Here is a 21,533-nt window from a genome sequence, read left to right as displayed (position 1 = left end):
AGGGTGGTACCGCGAGCGTAACTCTCGTCCCTGAAGGGGATGAGAGTTTTTTATATTCAAGTTCAATACGGCGAAGAAAGGGAGGATCATGATGAAAAAGCTTACTTCCGCACAAGTAAGGAAAATGTTTTTAGATTTTTTCAAAGAAAAAGGCCATGCGGTTGAACCGAGTGCATCGCTCATTCCTGTCGATGATCCGTCATTGTTGTGGATTAACAGCGGTGTTGCTACGTTAAAGAAATATTTTGATGGCCGCGTAGTTCCGGATAATCCGCGCATTTGTAACGCACAAAAGTCCATCCGTACAAACGACATTGAAAATGTCGGAAAAACGGCACGCCACCACACATTTTTCGAAATGCTCGGAAACTTTTCGATTGGCGATTATTTTAAGCGAGAAGCAATTCATTGGGCGTGGGAATTTTTAACAAGCGAAAAATGGATTGGCTTTGATCCGGACCGGTTGTCTGTAACGATTCATCCGGAAGACGATGAAGCGTTTGAAATTTGGCATAAAGAAATCGGCCTTCCGGAAGAACGCATTATTCGTTTGGAAGGAAATTTCTGGGATATCGGAGAAGGACCGAGCGGACCGAATACAGAAATCTTCTATGATCGCGGCGAAGAGTTTGGAAATGACCCAAATGATCCAGAGTTGTATCCAGGCGGGGAAAATGACCGCTATCTAGAAGTCTGGAACTTGGTATTTTCGCAATTCAACCATAACCCAGACGGCACGTATACACCGCTTCCGAAGAAAAATATTGATACAGGCATGGGACTAGAGCGGATGTGTTCGATTTTGCAGGGAGTGCCAACCAACTTTGAAACAGATTTATTTATGCCAATCATTCGCGCGACAGAACAAATTTCCGGGGAAAAATACGGTGTCGATAAGGAAAAAGACGTAGCATTTAAAGTGATTGCCGACCATATTCGGGCGGTCACGTTTGCGATTGGCGATGGAGCGCTTCCATCTAATGAAGGCCGTGGATATGTATTGCGCCGTCTGTTGCGCCGCGCGGTTCGTTATGCAAAACAACTTCATATTGAACGTCCGTTTATGTATGAGTTGGTGCCAGTTGTTGGCGAAATTATGAATGACTTCTATCCAGAAGTAAAAGAAAAAGCGGCGTTTATCCAAAAAGTCATCAAAAATGAAGAAGAGCGTTTCCATGAAACGCTTCATGAAGGATTGGCGATTTTAGCAAGCGTCATCCAAAAAGAAAAAGAGCGCGGAAGCAATATCATTTCCGGAGAAGATGTGTTCCGCCTTTATGACACTTACGGCTTTCCAGTTGAACTAACGGAAGAATACGCGCATGAAGAAGGAATGGAAGTCGACCATGACGGATTTGAACGGGAAATGGAACGTCAACGTGAGCGCGCTCGCGCTGCTCGCCAAGATGTTGATTCGATGCAAGTACAAGGCGGTGTGCTTGGCGATATCAAAACAGAAAGCGAGTTTGTCGGTTACGATCAGCTTCATGCGCAATCTACTGTCGCCGTTATCGTAAAAGACGGCCAGCTTGTCAATGAGGTGAAAGAAGGAGAAGAAGCGCAAATTATATTGGATGTAACCCCGTTCTATGCGGAAAGCGGCGGTCAAATCGCTGACCAGGGATGGATTGAAAATGAAACGACAAAAGCGTTTGTAAAAGATGTCCAAAAAGCGCCAAACGGGCAGCACCTGCACCATATCATTGTCGAAAAAGGAACGTTGAGAAAAGGAGAAACATATACAGCGCAAATCGATGAGGCGAAACGGGCGAGCATTATTAAAAATCATACGGCGACCCATTTGTTGCATCAAGCGTTAAAAGACGTGCTCGGGCCACACGTCAACCAGGCAGGATCGCTAGTCGCCCCAGACCGCTTGCGCTTTGACTTCTCGCATTTCGGACAAGTAAAACCAGAGGAGTTAGAACGCATCGAAGCGATTGTCAATGAAAAAATTTGGCGCAGCATTCCTGTCGAGATTTTCTATAAGCCGCTTGCGGAAGCAAAAGCGATGGGGGCGATGGCTTTATTCGGCGAAAAATACGGGGATATCGTCCGTGTCGTGCAAGTAGGCGATTACAGTTTAGAGCTTTGCGGAGGCTGCCATGTGCCAAACACTTCGGCAATCGGTTTGTTTAAAATCGTTTCTGAATCGGGTATTGGCGCAGGCACTCGCCGGATTGAAGCCGTGACAGGCGAAGCGGCGTATCGCTTCATGAATGAACAAATCACCTTGTTGCAAGAAGTCGCACAAAAATTAAAAACGAATCCGAAAGAGATTGTTAACCGCATTGATGCGTTAATGAATGAGATCCGCCAATTGCAGCGTGAAAATGAATCACTTGCGGCACGCCTCGGAAACATGGAAGCAGCCAACCTTGTAAACAAAGTGAAAGAGGTAAACGGAATTCCTGTGCTCGCAAGCAAAGTAAATGCCAATGACATGAATCATTTGCGCACAATGGTGGATGAACTAAAACAAAAATTAGGATCGGCGATTATCGTATTAGCAGCTGTACAAGGGGAAAAAGTAAACTTGATCGCCGGAATTACAAATGATTTAATTGAAAAGGGATATCATGCCGGAAAATTGATTAAAGAAGTTGCCGTTCGCTGCGGAGGTGGAGGCGGCGGCCGAGCTGACATGGCGCAGGCAGGCGGAAAGGACCCAAGCAAAGTCGGAGAAGCCTTGCAATATGTCGAACAATGGATAAAATCCGTTTGATAATTGGCAAAGATAGTGTACAATGGATGTAAGATAGGGAGATGCCAGAACGGAGAGAGGTGGAACGGTGAGCTCATTTGACCAAACCATGCAGTTTCATTTTTCTGAAGAGCCGGCCGAAACGAATATTCGTGAAGTGTTGTTAACGGTGTATGACGCTCTTCAAGAAAAAGGGTACAATCCAATTAACCAAATTGTCGGTTATTTACTATCTGGCGACCCTGCTTACATTCCTCGTCATAAAGATGCCCGGACGTTAATTCGAAAAGTGGAGCGCGATGAATTAATTGAAGAATTAGTGAAATTTTATTTACAAGGACAGCGAAAGGATTAACGTATGCGTGTATTAGGACTTGATTTAGGCACAAAGACGCTTGGGGTGGCCGTTAGCGATGAATTAGGCTGGACTGCGCAAGGCATTGAAACGATTTCGATTGATGAGGAACGCGGAGAATATGGATTAAAACGGCTCCGGGAAATTATTGATGAATACGAAGTCGATACGATCGTCGTTGGATTTCCAAAAAATATGAATGGTACAGTCGGACCGCGCGCAGAGGCGAGTCAGCGCTTTGCCAAATTATTAGAGAGCGAATTTTCGCTTCCTGTTATATTGTGGGACGAACGTTTGTCCACAATGGCAGCGGAGCGGATGTTAATCACCGCTGACGTCAGCCGGAAAAAACGAAAGCAAGTCATCGATAAAATGGCGGCTGTCGTTATTTTACAGTCATATCTTGACAGCAAACAGTAAATGGAGGAGAAAATATGGAACACGGAGATCGACATATTACTGTTGTCGACGAAAACGGCAACGAACAATTGTGTGAAATATTGTTTACGTTTGAATCAGAGGATTTTGGAAAATCTTATGTGTTTTATTATCCGGTAGGCGCAGAATTTGAAGATGAGGAAGAAACGGAAATTCATGTGTCGGCATTTATTCCAGGAGAGGGAGAGCAAGAAGGAGAATTGTTGCCGATTGAATCAGAAGAAGAATGGGAAATGATTGAAGAGGTATGGAATACGTTCTGCGCCGAACAAGATGAAGAATAAGAAAATACAAAGATGGCCGATGATAGATGGGCCATCTTTTTTTTTGTAGAAAAAAGCAGGAGGATAGCGAAAAATGTGAAAGTTTGTAGTATAATATCACGAGTGAAAGGAGGTTTTCCATGTATAATGACCAATTTTTTCAAAAAGATGCACAAATTGTACGAAAGATTGTGTTGATTGTTTGCATCGCTGTTTTTATCGCATGCATCGCTATAGCAGGAGGAAGCTATTTCTATATAAAATCAGCGTTACAACCCGTTGATCCGGATGACCGCACTCCTGTTCATATATCGATACCGATCGGCTCTTCTGTTAATGATATTGCCAATATGTTAGAAGAAAAACAGCTAATTAAAAGCTCATTGGTGTTTCGCTATTACGTGAAGTTGAAAAACCATGTTGGTTTTCAAGCGGGAGAATACCGATTAAATCGATCCATGTCGATGGAAGATATTATTGCCGTCTTAAAAACGGGAAAAGTAACAGAAAAAAAGGGGTTAAAGCTGACTATTCCGGAAGGGACGCAAATTACGCAAATTGCTGCTATTATTGCGGAGAAAACAGGGTATAAGAAAGAAGAAGTGCTTCGACAATTAAATGACCGCAAATATATCGAAAATCTTATTCAAAAATACCCGTCCATTTTATCCAAAGATATTTTAAATAAAAATATACGCTACCCACTAGAAGGTTATTTGTTTCCTGCTACTTATTCCTTTCATGAAAAAAAGCCTTCTATTGCGGAGATTGTGGAAACGATGTTAAGAAAAACAGAAAAAGTATTAGCAAAGTATGAACGTGATAAGAAAGAAATGAACATGACGACACATCAGCTTTTAACCATGTCTTCCTTAATTGAAGAAGAAGCGACAGAAAAGGCAGATCGCGAAAAAATCGCGAGCGTGTTTTACAACCGTCTCCGTATAGGCATGCCGTTGCAGACAGACCCTACTGTCTTATATGCGCTTGGTAAACATAAAGATCGCGTCTATTATAAAGATTTAGAAGTGAAATCTCCTTATAATACGTATATTCATAAAGGACTTCCTCCCGGACCGATTGCGAACGCTGGGGAAATGTCGATTCGAGCGGCACTGAAACCTGCGAAAACCGATTATTTGTATTTTCTTGCCACACCAGCAGGGGATGTCATTTTTACAAAGACATTGGAAGAACATAATCGCGAGAAAGAAAAATACATTGGAAAACAATAGAATGATATGTGAATCGCTGGAGCAGGAGCAAAAATATTTCGCATTTCGCATGTTTTATGGTAGTATATATAAAGTTATCAATCACCACCCTGTAATAAGAGTCCTTATGTGACTCTTATTTTTACGAGGAGGGGCTCTTTTGATATCAAAAGAAGTAGCACATTATCTTGAACAGTTTATCCCTGAACGGGATGAGCAAATAAAAGAGATAGAGCGTTACGCCAAGCAGCATCATATTCCGATTATGGAGGTTGTCGGAATTGAAATGATGCTGCAATTATTAAAAATTGCTAAGCCGAAGCGTATTTTGGAAATCGGCGCTGCTATTGGCTATTCCGCCATTCGCATGGCAAAAGCGCTTCCTGATGCAAATATCGTGACCATTGAGCGGGATCAAGGGCGATATGAACGCGCGCTTTTTTATATAAACAAAACGGGGACAAGCGAGCAAATTCGCGTAATTTTCGGCGATGCGCTGAACGTATACAACGATGTCGCAAAATATGCCCCGTTTGATGTCATTTTTATCGATGCGGCGAAAGGGCAATATCAGCGTTTTTTTCAAATGTATGAGCCGCTATTGCAAGAAAACGGCCTAATCATTACGGATAACGTATTATTCAAGGGGCTTGTCGCAACCGAAGAACCGGTTGAAAATAAACGGATTCGCCAGTTAGTGTCGAAAATTCGCCGCTACAACGAATGGCTTATCGGGCGGTCTGATTACGAAACAGTCATTCTTCCGATCGGCGATGGGATCGCCATATCACGAAAAAGAGGTGAAAAGCAATGAAAAAACCAGAATTATTAGTGACGCCGACGAGCGTTTCTCATATACATGATTTAGCCAATGCCGGCGCTGATGCGGTGATGATCGGCCAGCAGCGTTACGGTCTGCGCCTAGCGGGAGAGTTTTCCCGTGCGGATGTGGCAGAGGCGGTGAAGATTGCCCGTTCATATGGCATGAAAGTATATGTTGCGATGAATGCAATTTTCCATAACGACAAGGTGGACGAACTTGGCGATTATATAAAGTTTCTCTCTGATACAGACGTGGATGCGATTGTTTTTGGCGACCCGGCGGTTTTAATGACTGTACGTGAAGTGGCCCCTCATATGAAATTGCATTGGAATCCAGAAACGACGGCAACAAACTGGTATACGTGCAATTATTGGGGGCGGAAAGGAGCGAAACGTGCTGTCCTCGCCCGGGAATTAAATATGGATGCGATTTTAGAAATTAAAGAGCACGCCGAAGTAGAAATTGAAGTGCAAGTGCACGGGATGACTTGCATGTATCAATCTAAACGCTCTTTAATTGGAAACTATTTCGAATATCAAGGAAAAGTAATGGAAATCGAACGAAAAAAATATGAAAAAGGCATGTTTTTGTATGATAAAGAGCGCGATAGTAAATACCCGATTTTTGAAGACGAAAACGGCACACATATTATGAGCCCGAACGATATTTGCATTATTGATGAGCTTAGTGAGATGGTGGATGCAGGCATCGACAGCTTCAAAATTGATGGAGTATTGCATCAGCCAGACTATATTACGGAAGTGACAAAGCTATATCGCCGCGCCATTGATTTATGTGCCGAAAATCGGAAGCAATACGAGGAAGAAAAGGATGAGCTGCTGGCGAAAATCGAAGCGATCCAGCCAAAACATCGCCCGTTGGATACCGGATTTTTCTTTAAAGAAACGGTTTACTAATACAAACAGAAAAGGAGGAGCAGTCGGATGCTGTTAAAAAACGATAAAATTTCCGAGGTCATTAACGGCAAGCGCGTGATTGTGAAGAAGCCCGAGCTTCTCGCTCCAGCCGGCAACCTAGAAAAGCTAAAAATCGCCGTGCATTATGGAGCAGATGCGGTATTTATCGGCGGACAAGAATATAGCTTACGCGCCAACGCCGACAATTTTACGCTTGAAGAAATTGCGGAAGGAGTGCGCTTTGCGAACCAATATGGCGCAAAAGTGTATGTGACAGCGAACATTTATGCACATAACGAAAACATTCCCGGGCTCGAAGAATATTTGCAGGCGCTAGAACAAGCAGGTGTTCACGGCATTATTGTCGCTGATCCGCTTATTATCGAAACGGCGCGTCGGGTGGCGCCGAAATTAGAAGTGCACTTGAGTACGCAGCAGTCGATGGCAAACTGGAAAGCAGTTCAATTTTGGAAAGAAGAAGGATTGGAACGCGTGGTGCTCGCACGCGAAACGACCGCGGAAGAAATTCGGGAAATTAAAGAAAAAGTCGATATTGAAATTGAGGCGTTTATTCATGGGGCGATGTGTTCCGCGTACTCCGGCCGCTGTGTATTAAGCAACCATATGACAGCACGCGACTCCAACCGCGGGGGATGCTGTCAATCATGCCGCTGGGATTACGATTTATACCAATTAGAAGGGGATAAAGAAATACCGTTGTTTGATGAAAATGATGCACCGTTCGCGATGAGCGCAAAAGATTTGAATTTAATTCGCGCGATTCCAACGATGATTGAATTAGGCGTCGACAGCTTGAAAATCGAGGGGCGGATGAAATCGATCCATTATGTGGCGACAGTCGTGAGTGTTTATCGCAAAGTAATCGATGCCTATTGCGCCGACCCAGACAATTTTGTCATTCGCGAAGAATGGATAAAAGAGTTGGATAAATGTGCCAACCGCGATACGGCTCCATCTTTCTTTGAAGGAATGCCGGGCTATACAGATCATATGTACGGTTCTCATAGCCGAAAAACAAGCCATGAATTTGCCGGTCTTGTACTGGATTATGATAAAGAAACGAAGATCGTCACATTACAACAACGCAACTTTTTTAAACCGGGAGATGAAGTCGAATTTTTTGGACCGGAAATTGAAAACTTCACACAAGTAGTGGAAAAAATTTGGGACGAAGATGGAAACGAGTTAGATGCTGCACGCCATCCATTGCAAATTGTCAAGTTTAAAGTAGAGCGAGAAGTCTTCCCATACAACATGATGAGAAAGGAGATCTAACATGGGGAAGAAGCCTGTTGTCATCGGTGTTGCTGGCGGGTCCGGATCGGGGAAAACGAGTGTGGCCAGGGCGATTTATGAGCATTTTGGCGATCGCTCGATTTTAGTGCTTGAGCAAGATTTTTACTATAAAGATCAAAGCCATCTCCCGTTTGAAGAGCGGCTGCGGACGAATTATGACCATCCGCTTGCGTTCGATAACGATTTGTTGATCGAACATATTCACAAATTATTGCGGTATGAGCCGATCGAAAAGCCAGTTTATGATTACAAGCTTCATACGAGATCCGATAAAGTTATTCACGTTGAGCCAAAAGATGTTATTATTTTAGAAGGGATTCTTGTATTAGAGGATGAGCGATTGCGCAACTTAATGGATATTAAAGTATATGTGGATACGGATGCGGACATTCGCATTATTCGCCGTTTGCTCCGTGATATTAATGAGCGCGGCCGTACGCTGGAGTCGGTGATCGAACAGTACGTTTCCGTCGTTCGCCCAATGCATAATCAATTTGTGGAGCCGACGAAGCGTTATGCCGATATTATTATTCCGGAAGGCGGCCACAATCATGTAGCCATTGATTTAATGGTTACAAAAATTCGCACAATTCTTGAACAAAAATCGTTTTTATAATAACATAACATAAACAAAATAAATATTTATAATAACAAGTAAGCGTACGAGCAACTTTTTTTGTTGTTCGTACGTTTTACATAAACACATTTTTTGCATCATAACAACAATAAAGAAAGTATATAGAGGAGTGAAGCATGATGGCAAACGAAAAGCAATTTCCAATGACAAAAGAGGGAAAAGAGAAACTGGAACAGGAACTTGAGTATTTAAAAACAGTAAAGCGAAAAGAAGTAGTAGAACGCATTAAAATCGCCCGTGGATTTGGTGATTTATCGGAAAACTCCGAGTACGATGCGGCAAAAGATGAACAAGCATTTGTAGAAGCGCGAATTCAAACGCTTGAAAACATGATCCGCAATGCGGTTATTATCGAAGAGGACACCGAAAATCCAGATGTGGTTTCGCTAGGAAAATCGGTTACGTTTATCGAACTTCCAGATGGGGAAGAAGAAACATATACGATTGTCGGAAGCGCAGAAGCGGATCCGTTTGAAGGAAAAATTTCCAACGACTCTCCAATTGCAAAATCGCTTCTTGGCAGAAGAGTTGGGGAAGAAGTTACGGTACAAACGCCAGGAGGCGAAATGCTTGTCAAAATTGTTGCAGTAAAATAGGTTTTAAAACGAAACACCTCGTCGAAAATGAAGATGAGGTGTTTTTTTATGTGGAAAAAACGAACAATGGTTATACTTTCTATTATTCAAATTGGAATTTTTCTTCTTATCGGGCGGCTTGTTCAAATTCAACTGATTAGCACAGAGTCGTTTTCGAATAAAAAAGTCAACTTGATCGAAAAAAGCATCGAACAACGAACACAAGAAATGGTCATTGATAATGGAAGGGGAACGTTTATTGATCGGCACGGAAAGCCGCTTACGAATGAGTATATTCCTTCTCTTGTTTTGTTTCCTTTTTTAAAGAAGATGGAGTGGCCTGTCGAAAAATTAGCAGAAATCCTCCATATTTCTCCTCATATCATTATCGATCAACTAGAAAAGGCAAAAGAACCGTTTATTTTTACCATTGATGGTACTCCATTTGTGTTGAAAGAAGAACAAATGGAAAAAATTAATCAATTACATATTCCTGGTGTGTTTGCGGTTCAAAAACAGCATCCGCTTGAGAAAACATATGCACAACATTTAATTGGTTTTACCCGCACGGACACCCAGCTTTTGCGTTCCCGTTATCCAAAACGGAATCTTTCGCCACATACTGAAGTAGGAATTCATGGGTTGCAAAAGGCGTTTGACGAATTTTTAATCCCGGAGGGGGAAACGAAACTGTTGTATCATGTCGATGCGGAAGGCGGCCCTTTATTTGGGATTAATGTGAAGTATAGTGATCCTGGCAATCCATTTTATCCTGTTTCTGTTCAAACGACGATCGATCGTGATTTGCAGCAAATCGCTGAAACCATTGTTCGAAAGCATCATTTGAAAAAAGGTGGCATTGTATTGTTGGACATCGAAACGAATAGTGTGCTTGCCATGGTTAGCCGCCCTGATATGGATCCTCGAAATCCATATAAAAATCACGGAGCGGAAAATCAAATGATTTTGCCGCAAACCCCTGGATCGATATTTAAAACCGTTGTTGCGGCAGCAGCGCTAGAAAAAGGAATGGTTTCCAAACAAACAACGTTTGATTGCAGTAAAAAAATAGACGGAGTGACGCCTGATGATGCTCATTCTTACGGAATGCTAGGATTTGAAGAAAGTTTTGCCGCAAGCTGCAACAACGCCTTTGCGACACTTGGAAAAAAACTCGTTCAACAAGACCCTGACATTCTTGAAATATATGCAAAAAAGCTGGGATTATATCCGCTTTCAGGATGGCAAGGAGATGTATATCATGAGACCAATTTTGAGCAATTTCCAGAAGAACGAAAGGGAACGATCTGGCACGATGCCAAAGATAAGCGTATACCGCTTGCTGTGGCACAAACGTCGATCGGGCAAAAAGATGTGCGTGTATCGCCGCTTGCGGTTGCCAATATGATGGCCACCATTGCGCGAAATGGCGAGGCAAAGCAAGTGAGAGCAGTAAGTAAAGTTTTATATAAAAACGGCACCACCTTTTTTACGTTTCCACAGCAGCCTTTTTCCGATGAACAGCCGATTTCTCCTGTCACTGCGAGTAAACTGCAGCAATTATTGAGAAAAGTGGTTGTTGATGAACGCGGCACAGGACGCCGATTTCAGTCACTTCCATATGCGGTAGCCGGAAAATCGGGAACGGCGGAAACAGGGAAAATGTCCCATAATGAAGAGTTGGTTAATAAATGGTTTGCCGGCTATTTTCCTGCCGATGAACCGAGATACGCGCTCGTTGTCGTAGAGTTGGACTGTCCCGGCTCACAGACGGTGACAAACGATGTATTTTATGATCTTGTTCAGAAAATATATGAATTTGACAATAGGGACAGAAATTGGCGATAACAACGAAACTGTTTATTAGAGGAGCATCATCTGATACAATAAGAACAGCTATACGAAGGAGGGGTGAAACGGTTGGCAAACGAAATGGGCCAGCGTTTTGCACAGCGGGCAAAGCGCCGTAAAATCAATCGTATTCTCAATACAGCGATTGCCATAGTAGTTTTGTTCATTATCGTTATCGCATGGAATTTGTTTTCCGATGACGGCCGATCGAGCGAACAAGCAGCAAAGCCACAGCCAAAGACAGAAGTCAAAAAAGATAGTGACGAAAAAAAAGTGGAAGTAGAGATTAATGAACAACAAGAGAAAGACGAAGAAAGCGAGCAAACAGATCAGGAAGAAACGAGCGAAGAAGAGCAAGAAGTGATAGAAACTCCAGGGCCTCCTGGGTCGAATATAGAAACAGAAATTGTGAATCCTGCATGGCAGCCGATTGGTACGACACAATCTGAACCACATGTCACCCAGTTTAAGAAAGATTCTGTGGATTGGAAGGAAATGTTAGACGCCGTTAGTTATGCGACCGGCCTTTCCCAATCCGATATGATTGTTTGGTTTATCGGCAACAACGGACCGAATAAAGCTGTAGCAACGATCTCTACTAGAGATAAAGCACAGTATTACAAAGTATATATTGAATGGGTGAAAAACCAAGGATGGAAACCGACGAAAGTGCAGAAATTAAGAAAATAAGCGGATTTCCTTTTTACGGGAAATCCGCTTATTTTTTCGCCTTAAAGTGAACCACTGCGCTGTAAAACCGCTTTCCGTTTTCCGCCATATGCATTTGGTGGGAAACGTGGTGGACATGAAGCAATAGCGCTTTATTATGTTCAATTTGTTCGTTAATTTTTTTCTCTAGTGTCTGCAAATCATCTGCTTCAAAAAATTCGATTTTATCTTCAATGAGATCAAGGGAAATATTCATATCCATCATTCCTCCTTTCACCGCCAAGTGTAGCAAACTTCAGCAGCATTATCTATAAATTCTGCTTCTTGTGATCTATTTTTTCGACTGACGAAGGCAAGTCATCGACTTGCCTCCGACAGTCGAAAAATTTCTTGATAACAAGTGCAAAGAACCATATATTTTTCGATTGTCGGAGACTATAAGCTTGTTGCATTTTATATTTTCATTGAAGAAAATAAAAACTTATGATACATTGAGAACAGATTTAAGACAAAAACCATAGTATATTCATAGGAATTATAAAAATTATGGGGTGTGACATCAAATGGGGAGAGAATTTCTTGATTTGTTTGAAGAATGGGCAGATTCCTATGACCAATCTGTCGAAGGATATGATGAAGAATATCGTGAAGTGTTTGCGAATTATGAAGATATTTTAAATACAGTTGCCAGCAAAGCGGGAAGCGTTGTACTTGAATTTGGCGTCGGAACGGGAAATTTAACGAAAAAGCTGTTGGAACAAGGAAAAACAGTATACGGCATTGAGCCGTCTGAACCGATGCGGAAAAAAGCGCGTGAAAAGCTTGGAGACAACGTATCGATTATCGACGGGGATTTTTTACAATTTCCTCTTCCTCCTAAGCTGATTGATACCATTGTTAGCACTTATGCATTTCATCATCTCACTGACGAGGAAAAAGGGGAGGCAATCGCCAAGTATGGCAATCTATTAAAAAAAGGTGATAAAATAGTGTTTGCCGATACGGTATTTCGCGATCGCCAAGCATTTCAGCGCACGGTGGAAGAGGCAAGGGAGCGCGGATTTCATCATTTAGCAGATGACCTAGAACGGGAGTATTATACGACGCTTGATGTATTAACAAAACTATTTGAGGAAAATGGCTTTACCGTCGCGTTTACGCAAAAGAATGCGTTTGTATGGGTGATGGAAGCGGTGAAGCAGTAAAAAAAGCAGAAAGAGGGAGATAAATGAAAATAGCGATTATTGGTGCAATGGAAGAAGAAGTAACGATTTTGCGCGACAAAATAGAAGATCGGGAAGAAACGGTGATCGCTAATTGCGAATTTTCAAAAGGACGCTTAAACGGTGCCGATGTCATTCTGTTGAAATCGGGAATCGGAAAAGTAAACGCAGCGATGTCAACAGCGATCTTATTGGAGCGATTCCGTCCAGATTATGTCATTAACACCGGTTCAGCGGGTGGCTTTTTATCCACGCTAAATGTTGGGGATGTCATCATTTCCAATGAAGTAGTACATCATGATGTTGATGTGACGGCCTTTGGCTATGAGTATGGCCAAGTGCCGGGAATGCCGGCGCGTTATAAAGCGGATGAAACATTAGTAAAGATCGCGGAGCAAAACGCGAAGCAAATCAAGGATATTCAAGTAGTAACCGGACTCATTGCGACCGGCGATTCGTTTATGAACGATCCGGCGCGCGTTGAATTTGTCCGCGGCAAGTTTCCGGATTTATGCGCTGTTGAAATGGAGGCAGCGGCAATTGCCCAAGTATGTACGCAATTTGCCGTTCCGTTTGTCATTATTCGGGCGTTGTCCGATATTGCCGGCAAAGAATCCGATGTATCATTTGAGCAATTTTTAGATACTGCCGCCAAACATTCAGCTGATTTAGTCCTGTCCATCGTGTCATCGCTGCAAAAATAATCGAGGAAGGAATTCCTTCCTCGATCTATATTTGTAAAGAAATGGAGTGACAAACATGCGAGTGGCCAAAAATGTGCATGAGCTGATTGGATATACGCCGGTGGTGGAAATTACGCAAATTCCGTTGCCCGAGGGTGTTCGCATATTTGCCAAATTGGAATATTTCAACCCGGGAGGCAGCATTAAAGACCGGCTTGGCCAAGAGTTATTGCGCGACGCATTAGAGACAGGAAAATTAAAAGAAGGCGGAACGATCATTGAGCCGACGGCGGGAAACACTGGCATTGGGTTGGCGTTGGCGGCGATTGGCAAAAACATCAACGTGATTTTTTGCGTTCCCGAGAAATTCAGCATCGAAAAGCAGCAAATCATGAAAGCGCTCGGAGCAACGATTGTCCATACACCAACGAGCGAAGGAATGCAAGGAGCGATCCGCAAGGCGCAAGAGCTTGCCCGTGAAATCCCTAACTCCTATTGCCCGCAGCAGTTTGCCAACCCGGCCAACCCAAGAACATATTATAAAACGCTCGGCCCGGAACTATGGGATGACCTTGACGGACAAATCGATATATTTGTCGCCGGGGCCGGTTCAGGCGGAACGTTTATGGGAACGGCAACGTTTTTAAAAGAAAAAAACCCAAACATTAAAACAGTCATTGTCGAACCAGAAGGGTCGATTTTAAACGGCGGAGAGCCGGGGCCGCATAAAACAGAAGGAATCGGAATGGAATTTTTGCCGAATTATATGGATCCAAGCTATTTTGATGCGATTCATACGATTCGCGATGAAGACGCGTTTAAGTGGGTAAAAGAACTTGCCGAAAAAGAAGGGCTGCTTGTTGGAAGCTCTTCAGGCGCTGCGTTTCACGCCGCGTTGCTTGAGGCCAAAAAGGCGAAACCGGGAACGAATATCGTTGTTATTTTCCCGGATAGCAGCGAGCGGTATTTAAGCAAAAAAATTTATGAAGGTGGGATTTAAATGAGACGAAAAACAAAACTGATTCACGGCGGCATCTCAGGTGATCCGCATACGGGAGCGGTTTCTGTTCCGATTTATCAAGTCAGCACGTATAAACAAGAAGGAATCGGCGGCCATAAAGGCTTTGAATATTCGCGTACCGGCAATCCAACCCGCCACGCATTAGAAGAGCTGATTAAAGATTTAGAAGAAGGTTATGCCGGTTTTGCGTTTGGTTCCGGAATGGCGGCGATCACGGCGGTCATGATGCTGTTTAACAGCGGCGATCACGTCATTTTAACGGACGATGTGTATGGCGGCACATATCGCGTCATGACGAAAGTGCTAAATCGCTTGGGGATTGAATCGACTTTTATTGATACAAGCGACCTTTCCAACATCGAGAAACATATCCAGCCGAATACGAAAGCGCTTTACATTGAAACGCCAACCAATCCACTCTTAAAAATTACGGACATTCAAGCTGCTTCCGCCATCGCCAAAAAGCATGGCTTGCTTACGATCGTCGACAACACGTTCAGCACCCCGTATTGGCAAACGCCGCTTGCCCTTGGCGCCGACATTGTTGTCCATAGCGCGACGAAATATTTAGGCGGCCATAGCGATGTTGTTGCTGGATTGGCAGTTGTCAATTCGGAAGAGTTAGCAGAAAAACTGCATTTTATTCAAAACTCTACCGGAGGAATTCTCGGCCCGCAAGATTCATGGCTTTTAATGCGCGGCATCAAGACGCTTGGCGTGCGCATGGAGGAGCATGAAGAAAACACGAGAAAAATCGTTGGATTTTTAGTGAACCATTCAGCGGTCCAAAAAGTGTATTATCCAGGATTGGAAACACATCCAAACTATGAGGTTGCCAAAAAACAAATGCGTGGATTTGGCGGCATGGTCTCTTTTGATGTCGGAAGTGCGGAGAAAGCGGATCAAGTGTTAAACCGTGTGCGCTATTTTACGCTCGCAGAAAGCTTGGGAGCGGTTGAAAGCTTAATTTCGCTGCCGGCGAAAATGACGCACGCATCCATTCCGAAAGAACGCCGCGAACAATTAGGCATTACTGATGGGCTGATCCGCATTTCTGTCGGATTGGAAGATGTGGAAGATTTAATCGAAGATTTAGCCCAAGCATTGCATGGTTAAAATTACATCCCCACATTTGCTGTCCCATATGGTACAGTTAAGGATGGAAAGTGGGGGATACGATGGAACAACAAAAACAGCATTGGAAGGAAAAAGCGGCTGATTATAAAATGTTTGCTGGTGTATTGCTGGCATTAAGCGTCTTTTTGTATATTGGCACGCTTCTTCCTACAATTGCGCCAGAGAAAAAGGCGTATTTGCTTCCTTTCATTGCGATATTGTTAATCGGCGCGTTTTCCTTTTTTCAACGAGCGATCAAATATATTCGGCTTTTGCGTGAAATAGATGAATAAACACCTGCTTCTTCGTTTAGAAGAGCAGGTGTTTTTCTTTAAAAAGTTTCATAAAATGTTCAAAACCATGCAAAGAAATGCATTATTTTCACATGTAAAATAATAGTTAAAGAATGATAGGGGAGGAATATTGGGATGTTCGCCATGGTGATGGGGATTGTGATTACTGCAACGATAGCATTGATTATAACGGCGGAAGTAAGTGTGGAAGCGCAAAATTAATCAGCAAAACGAACTGTATGTAGTAGATAAAAACTATAGTGAAAAAAACGGGACAGTCATCATGATTGTCCCGTTTTTATGTGCGTGAGAGCTATGCTCTTTCACCTCTGGATCAAGTATCAGGAATAATTTACTATGTATCCAGAATTCTTTTTTGTTTAAAAGAATTATTGACGGGACATATTAAAAATATCTTTTTCGGTCATAACAATTTCATAAGGAGGTCAAATATGGACTGGTACGAAAAGTTAAGGCAATCGGTTAAACAGAAAAAGGAGCAATCACTTAACAATTGCTCCTTTTGTCTTGCGAAGGTATGAGGCTATCTCCGCTTTTCCTTTTCATTCCGATAAAATTCATGAAACATTTTCATCAATGCGCGCTTTTCGATGCGCGATACATAGCTTCTTGAGATGCCAAGTTCTTTTGCGATCTCCCGCTGCGTTTTTTCCCGCTGCATATCAAGGCCGAAGCGGCTGATAATCACTTCTTTTTCCCGTTCATCGAGCACATCGATATATTTTTTCACTTGTTCGAGTTCCATATTTAGCTGAATTTCATCGATGATATCGTTTCCTTCCGATTTCAAGACATCGATCAGGCTGATTTCATTTCCTTCCTTATCTTGCCCGATCGGCTCGTGCAACGAGACATCTTTTCGTGTTTTTTTTAATGAGCGCAAATGCATTAAAATTTCGTTTTCAATGCAGCGAGCTGCATATGTCGCTAATTTTGTCCCTTTGCCAGGAGAGTAACTCTCGATTGCTTTAATAAGACCGATGGTGCCAATGGAAATTAGATCCTCTACATCTTCGCCGGTATTTTCAAATTTTTTTACAATATGTGCAACGAGGCGTAAATTATGTTCAATTAAAATATTACGAGCTTGTTCATCTCCTTTCGCCATAAGCTGTAAGTATTTTTCTTCTTCTTTGGCGCTTAACGGTTGGGGAAATGCATTGTTTTTAATGTATGATACTAAAAACACTAATTCCTTAATGAGGAATGTGAACGCAGATAAAATGCCTGACATCGTGTTACCCCCACCTTTATTGTTTTAGGCGATTGCCTATTACTTATGTATATGATGAAGCGGGGTTGTACGTGTTTGGACACAAAAAAGAAATTGGAATTCAATGACAATATTATATGAATATTCTTGACATAACGAAAATATGATAGTAGAATAGTTTTGTCTCTTTTTGTCTAAAAATGTCATAAAAGAAGGGGGCGAATGAATGAGAAAAATTGGATTAGCTTGGCAAATTTTTATTGGTCTCATTCTAGGGATTATCGTGGGAGCCATTTTTTATGGAAATCCGAAGGTTGCCACTTATTTACAGCCTATTGGGGATATTTTCCTTCGTTTAATCAAAATGATTGTCATTCCGATTGTTATTTCTAGCCTTGTAGTTGGAGTCGCCAGCGTTGGGGATTTGAAAAAGCTTGGAAAATTAGGCGGCAAAACGATTATTTATTTCGAGATTATCACAACGATCGCGATTGTCGTCGGTTTATTGGCAGCGAATATTTTTCAGCCAGGGACCGGCGTTAATATGAAATCATTAGAAAAAACCGATATTCAAAGCTATGTTGATACAACAAACGAAGTGCAGCATCATTCGATGGTAGAAACTTTTGTTAATATTGTTCCAAAAAATATTTTTGAATCGTTAACCAAAGGGGATATGCTGCCGATCATTTTCTTCTCTGTTATGTTCGGTTTAGGAGTAGCGGCGATTGGCGAAAAAGGAAAGCCAGTTCTTCAATTTTTCCAAAGTACAGCAGAAGCGATGTTTTATGTAACAAACCAAATTATGAAGTTTGCGCCGTTCGGCGTGTTTGCGCTGATTGGTGTAACCGTTTCTAAGTTTGGGGTAGAGTCGCTTATTCCGCTCAGCAAGCTCGTCATTGTTGTTTACGCAACGATGGTGTTCTTTATCTTTGTCGTGCTTGGCGGTGTTGCTAAGTTATTTGGTATAAATATTTTTCATATTATAAAAATTTTGAAAGATGAGTTAATTCTTGCTTATAGTACAGCAAGTTCGGAAACCGTTCTTCCGAAAATTATGGAGAAAATGGAGAATTTCGGTTGTCCAAAAGCGATTACATCCTTTGTCATTCCGACAGGGTATTCCTTTAACTTAGACGGTTCTACGTTATATCAGGCGTTGGCGGCCATTTTTATCGCGCAGTTGTACGGTATTGACATGCCGATTTCTCAACAAATCTCGCTTTTGCTTGTGTTAATGGTGACTTCGAAAGGAATCGCTGGGGTGCCGGGTGTATCCTTTGTCGTGCTGCTTGCTACGTTAGGCACGGTTGGGATTCCGATAGAAGGATTAGCATTTATCGCTGGAATCGACCGTATTTTAGATATGGCGCGCACAGCAGTGAATGTTATTGGCAACTCGTTAGCAGCGATCATTATGTCAAAATGGGAAGGCCAATATAACGAAGAAAAAGGAAAACAATACATCGCGCAATTGCAGCAAAGTGCATAAATACTGAAAAAGCTGTCCTGCTAGAAAAGGACAGCTTTTTCAGTATAAGGACTTATTTTTTTCTTCCACGTAGTATAGTATAATTTGGTGCTGAATAAGGTTGTAATGAGATGCTTGGCTAAGAGTACATAATACATAGGAGGAAGAACCATGCACGAATTCATACAAAGTATTTTTACATTTTTAGCGGATTTAGGATATATCGGAATTGCTTTAGCATTAATGATTGAGGTGATTCCAAGTGAAATTGTGCTGGCATATGCGGGGTATTTAGTATCACGTGAGGAAATATCATTTGTTGGAGCGGTGATAGCTGGAACCATCGGCGGAACGATCGCCCAGCTTTTTCTATATTGGATGGGATACTACGGGGGAAGACCGTTTCTTGATAAGTATGGAAAATATTTATTGATTAAAAAGAAACATCTCGATTTATCAGAGCAATGGTTTGAAAAATACGGCTCGGGCGTCATTTTTACCGCGCGCTTTATTCCGGTTGTGCGCCATGCCATTTCTATTCCAGCTGGTATCGCAAAAATGTCATGGAAGAAATTTACCTTTTATACAACATGTGCGGTTATCCCATGGTCTATTTTCTTTATTTTTTTAGGGGAACGGCTAGGAAGCCACTGGCAGGAAATTGATGAGATTGCCCGGCCTTATTTGCGACCGGTGATCATCGTTGCGATTGTGGTTACTGTCATTTATATTGTGCTTCAAGTTTATCGTCGAAAACGAACATAATTGTTTTTAAGGGGAATGTTGGGGGAGAGAACGATGACAAAAATAGAGGCGTTTATTTTAGGAATGATTCAAGGGCTTACGGAGTTTTTGCCAATCAGCAGTACGGGACATTTATATTTGGGGAGACATTTGTTTGGGCTTGATGAGGCGGGGTTATTCCTTGATACTATGCTTCATATCGGCACCCTGTTAGCCGTGTTTGTCATTTACAAAGAGGAATTGTCTATATGATTCGCAAGCCGTTTAGCAAGCTAACGTTTTTGTTAGTGATAGGGACGATTCCAGCAGTTGTTGTCGGGCAGTTGTTTATTACTTTGAAGAAATTTCTAAGACAGGGGCGACTATTGGATGGGAATTTTTAGTAACTGGCTTATTTCTTTGGATAGCTGATGGTGTAAAGCATGGGTATAAACGAATGGATGACACTACATATACCGATGCGTTTGTGATCGGGACATTTCAGGCGGCAGCCATTTTTCCGGCGATTTCACGTTCGGGGCTTACGATTGTCGGGGTTGCTGCGTAAACTCGATCGCGAAACAGCAGCATATTTTTCGTTTTTGTTGTCAATTCCAGCGATTGCGCGAGGAATCGTTTTGCAATCACTAGATTTATTGGAAGGGAAAGTAGAAAATATTTCTGTAAGCTCGCTTATGATCGGGACGGTTTCTTCGGCGTTATTTGGCTATATTGCAGTGCGCTGGATGATTAACTATTGAAAGCGTCATTCATTAAAAGGATTTGCGATGTATGTATGGTTTCTTGGGATGATTGTTCTCGTTTTCCAAATAGCAGGGAGATTTTAATGTTGTTGATTGTCTTTACTCCATTCGCTATATTTATAATAGAAGTTGCGAAGTAAAATCAAATTGAATGGGGTATGATAGTGAAAAAGTTTATTATTATTGCCTTCGTGATTGCAATAGGTTTATTTTTGCTGCCGTATAGCTTGCCGCTTGTCTTTGCATTAGCGACAGCATTATTATTAGAGCCAGCAGTAAAAAATTTGCAGAACAATTACCGGCTGAAACGGGTGCATGCAGTAACGACGGTTTTTTCGTTATTTCTTATTATCGTTGGCTTTGCGTTTTATTTTCTTATTGTCATACTTGTGCAGCAAATTATGACATTTTCGCAAAAACTGCCACATTTTTTGAGTGAAGCGACAGAAGTTTTTAATAAGTTTATTCAAACATGGGAATCGTATTCGAGTTCGATTCCAAAAGAGATTATCGCTTCGTTGGAAAACAGCGTCGAAACGATACAACGTTTGCTTTTGGAATTTGCGACGAATTCGACGCAGTCGATTGTTCATTTTATCACGCTTATTCCCGGCTTTCTTATTCATTTTTTAGTATATTTAGTAGCGCTGTTTTTAATTAGTTTAGATTTGCCAAAGTTAAAAAAGAGGCTCAAAAAATATTTGTCTGAACGTACACATCAGCGGTTAGCGATGGTTGTGACGCAATTAAGCAAAGCTGGCATCGGGTTTATTAAAGCGCAATTTTTGTTAAGTCTCATCACTTTTTTCCTTGCATTGGCCGGTTTATTGTTGTTGAAAGTGGATTATGCGGTTATTATGGCACTGCTAATTGTTGTTGTGGATATTTTGCCGATTTTAGGGACTGGCTCGGTGTTAGTGCCATGGGGGATAATAAGTATTGCGAATGGCAATAGCGGTCTAGGGATCGGTCTCATTGTATTATTTGTGATTATTACGGTAGTGCGTCGTATTATTGAGCCGAAAGTTTTCTCAACCAATTTAGGCATTTCCCCTTTGGCTGCATTAGTGAGCGTTTATTTAGGATTTCAACTGTTAGGTTTTATCGGGCTGTTTATTGGTCCAGCATTTGTGATTTTGGTGGAAACAATGGTAAAAGCAGGAGTGATTAAATTTTCTATTAAGCTTTAGCATAAAAAGGCTGGCAAACATCTGCCAGCCTTTTTCATCAATAGGGAGAGAG

At 42.0% G+C, this 21,533-nt stretch carries 22 protein-coding genes and 1 pseudogene; 21 read left to right on the top strand and 2 right to left on the bottom strand.

All coding sequences use genetic code 11. The annotated features are described in order from the left end of the window. Positions 1–91: 91 nt before the first annotated feature. The 12 genes from alaS (at position 92) to B9L23_RS15010 (ending at position 11,784) form a co-directional block, all read left to right on the top strand. On the top strand, positions 92–2,725 hold the full coding sequence (gene alaS / locus B9L23_RS15065) for an alanine--tRNA ligase (RefSeq protein WP_015864598.1): 2,634 nt from the start codon (positions 92–94) through the stop codon (positions 2,723–2,725). Positions 2,726–2,792: 67 nt separating this feature from the next. After that, positions 2,793–3,059 (top strand): IreB family regulatory phosphoprotein, encoded by a 267-nt coding sequence (locus B9L23_RS15060; RefSeq protein WP_015864597.1) that lies wholly within the window; start codon positions 2,793–2,795, stop codon positions 3,057–3,059. A gap of 3 nt (positions 3,060–3,062) precedes the next feature. Further along, positions 3,063–3,479, top strand: a complete 417-nt coding sequence (gene ruvX / locus B9L23_RS15055) for a Holliday junction resolvase RuvX (protein ID WP_015864596.1) — start codon at positions 3,063–3,065, stop codon at positions 3,477–3,479. Between the two features lie 14 nt (positions 3,480–3,493). Continuing rightward, the gene (locus B9L23_RS15050) at positions 3,494–3,781 is read left to right on the top strand and encodes a DUF1292 domain-containing protein (protein WP_015864595.1); all 288 of its coding nucleotides are present in this window, start codon (positions 3,494–3,496) and stop codon (positions 3,779–3,781) included. A 119-nt stretch (positions 3,782–3,900) separates the two neighbouring features. Continuing rightward, positions 3,901–4,995, top strand: a complete 1,095-nt coding sequence (mltG, locus tag B9L23_RS15045) for an endolytic transglycosylase MltG (protein ID WP_062752997.1) — start codon at positions 3,901–3,903, stop codon at positions 4,993–4,995. 139 nt (positions 4,996–5,134) lie between these two features. Continuing rightward, positions 5,135–5,788, top strand: a complete 654-nt coding sequence (locus tag B9L23_RS15040) for an O-methyltransferase (protein WP_081188051.1) — start codon at positions 5,135–5,137, stop codon at positions 5,786–5,788. Further along, positions 5,785–6,714: a peptidase U32 family protein gene (locus B9L23_RS15035; protein ID WP_062677182.1), complete on the top strand. Its 930-nt coding sequence runs from the start codon at positions 5,785–5,787 to the stop codon at positions 6,712–6,714. Before B9L23_RS15040 ends, B9L23_RS15035 begins: the two co-directional genes overlap by 4 nt. Positions 6,715–6,741: 27 nt before the next feature. Continuing rightward, a complete protein-coding gene (locus B9L23_RS15030; RefSeq protein ID WP_015864591.1) occupies positions 6,742–8,010 on the top strand; it encodes a peptidase U32 family protein in 1,269 nt (422 codons plus the stop codon). A gap of 1 nt (position 8,011) precedes the next feature. Continuing rightward, on the top strand, positions 8,012–8,647 hold the full coding sequence (gene udk, locus B9L23_RS15025) for a uridine kinase (protein ID WP_015864590.1): 636 nt from the start codon (positions 8,012–8,014) through the stop codon (positions 8,645–8,647). A gap of 140 nt (positions 8,648–8,787) precedes the next feature. Beyond that, positions 8,788–9,264 carry a transcription elongation factor GreA gene (greA, locus tag B9L23_RS15020; protein ID WP_041269715.1) on the top strand — a complete coding sequence of 159 codons (477 nt, stop codon included), beginning with the start codon at positions 8,788–8,790 and terminating at the stop codon, positions 9,262–9,264. Positions 9,265–9,312: 48 nt separating this feature from the next. Beyond that, positions 9,313–11,091: a peptidoglycan D,D-transpeptidase FtsI family protein gene (locus B9L23_RS15015; RefSeq protein ID WP_062752993.1), complete on the top strand. Its 1,779-nt coding sequence runs from the start codon at positions 9,313–9,315 to the stop codon at positions 11,089–11,091. A gap of 84 nt (positions 11,092–11,175) precedes the next feature. Beyond that, positions 11,176–11,784 carry a YrrS family protein gene (locus tag B9L23_RS15010; RefSeq protein WP_211278830.1) on the top strand — a complete coding sequence of 203 codons (609 nt, stop codon included), beginning with the start codon at positions 11,176–11,178 and terminating at the stop codon, positions 11,782–11,784. Between the two features lie 28 nt (positions 11,785–11,812). Here the strand turns inward: B9L23_RS15010 and B9L23_RS15005 are convergent, their stop codons facing one another. Continuing rightward, positions 11,813–12,019: a YrzA family protein gene (locus B9L23_RS15005; RefSeq protein ID WP_062753225.1), complete on the bottom strand. Its 207-nt coding sequence runs from the start codon at positions 12,017–12,019 to the stop codon at positions 11,813–11,815. A 307-nt stretch (positions 12,020–12,326) separates the two neighbouring features. Here B9L23_RS15005 and B9L23_RS15000 point away from each other — a divergent pair, with 307 nt between their 5' ends. The 5 genes from B9L23_RS15000 (at position 12,327) to B9L23_RS14980 (ending at position 16,099) form a co-directional block, all read left to right on the top strand. Continuing rightward, on the top strand, positions 12,327–12,968 hold the full coding sequence (locus tag B9L23_RS15000) for a class I SAM-dependent methyltransferase (protein ID WP_089097938.1): 642 nt from the start codon (positions 12,327–12,329) through the stop codon (positions 12,966–12,968). 23 nt (positions 12,969–12,991) lie between these two features. Further along, positions 12,992–13,690: a 5'-methylthioadenosine/S-adenosylhomocysteine nucleosidase gene (mtnN, locus tag B9L23_RS14995; protein ID WP_089097937.1), complete on the top strand. Its 699-nt coding sequence runs from the start codon at positions 12,992–12,994 to the stop codon at positions 13,688–13,690. A gap of 55 nt (positions 13,691–13,745) precedes the next feature. After that, the gene (locus tag B9L23_RS14990) at positions 13,746–14,669 is read left to right on the top strand and encodes a PLP-dependent cysteine synthase family protein (RefSeq protein WP_062752987.1); all 924 of its coding nucleotides are present in this window, start codon (positions 13,746–13,748) and stop codon (positions 14,667–14,669) included. Next, positions 14,670–15,806: a bifunctional cystathionine gamma-lyase/homocysteine desulfhydrase gene (locus tag B9L23_RS14985; protein WP_089097936.1), complete on the top strand. Its 1,137-nt coding sequence runs from the start codon at positions 14,670–14,672 to the stop codon at positions 15,804–15,806. Positions 15,807–15,868: 62 nt separating this feature from the next. Further along, entirely contained in the window at positions 15,869–16,099 is a 231-nt protein-coding gene (locus B9L23_RS14980; protein ID WP_089097935.1) for a YrhC family protein, read from the top strand. 544 nt (positions 16,100–16,643) lie between these two features. Here the strand turns inward: B9L23_RS14980 and sigK are convergent. Continuing rightward, entirely contained in the window at positions 16,644–17,354 is a 711-nt protein-coding gene (sigK, locus tag B9L23_RS14975; RefSeq protein ID WP_062752982.1) for an RNA polymerase sporulation sigma factor SigK, read from the bottom strand. A 205-nt stretch (positions 17,355–17,559) separates the two neighbouring features. Here sigK and gltP point away from each other — a divergent pair, with 205 nt between their 5' ends. The 4 genes and pseudogenes from gltP (at position 17,560) to ytvI (ending at position 21,481) form a co-directional block, all read left to right on the top strand. Then, on the top strand, positions 17,560–18,825 hold the full coding sequence (gltP, locus tag B9L23_RS14970; RefSeq protein WP_062752980.1) for a glutamate/aspartate:proton symporter GltP: 1,266 nt from the start codon (positions 17,560–17,562) through the stop codon (positions 18,823–18,825). Positions 18,826–18,975: 150 nt separating this feature from the next. Beyond that, positions 18,976–19,569, top strand: a complete 594-nt coding sequence (gene uptA / locus B9L23_RS14965; RefSeq protein WP_015864578.1) for an undecaprenyl phosphate transporter UptA — start codon at positions 18,976–18,978, stop codon at positions 19,567–19,569. Between the two features lie 33 nt (positions 19,570–19,602). Beyond that, positions 19,603–20,375 (top strand): annotated as a pseudogene (locus B9L23_RS14960) (undecaprenyl-diphosphate phosphatase). Between the two features lie 80 nt (positions 20,376–20,455). Next, on the top strand, positions 20,456–21,481 hold the full coding sequence (gene ytvI / locus B9L23_RS14955; RefSeq protein WP_089097934.1) for a sporulation integral membrane protein YtvI: 1,026 nt from the start codon (positions 20,456–20,458) through the stop codon (positions 21,479–21,481). The last annotated feature ends 52 nt before the right edge of the window (positions 21,482–21,533 follow it).

Source organism: Parageobacillus galactosidasius (assembly GCF_002217735.1).
GTDB lineage: Bacteria > Bacillota > Bacilli > Bacillales > Anoxybacillaceae > Parageobacillus_B > Parageobacillus_B toebii.
The sequence above is the reverse complement of the archived record's forward strand: the minus strand, read 5'-3'. Positions and strand labels throughout refer to the sequence as shown.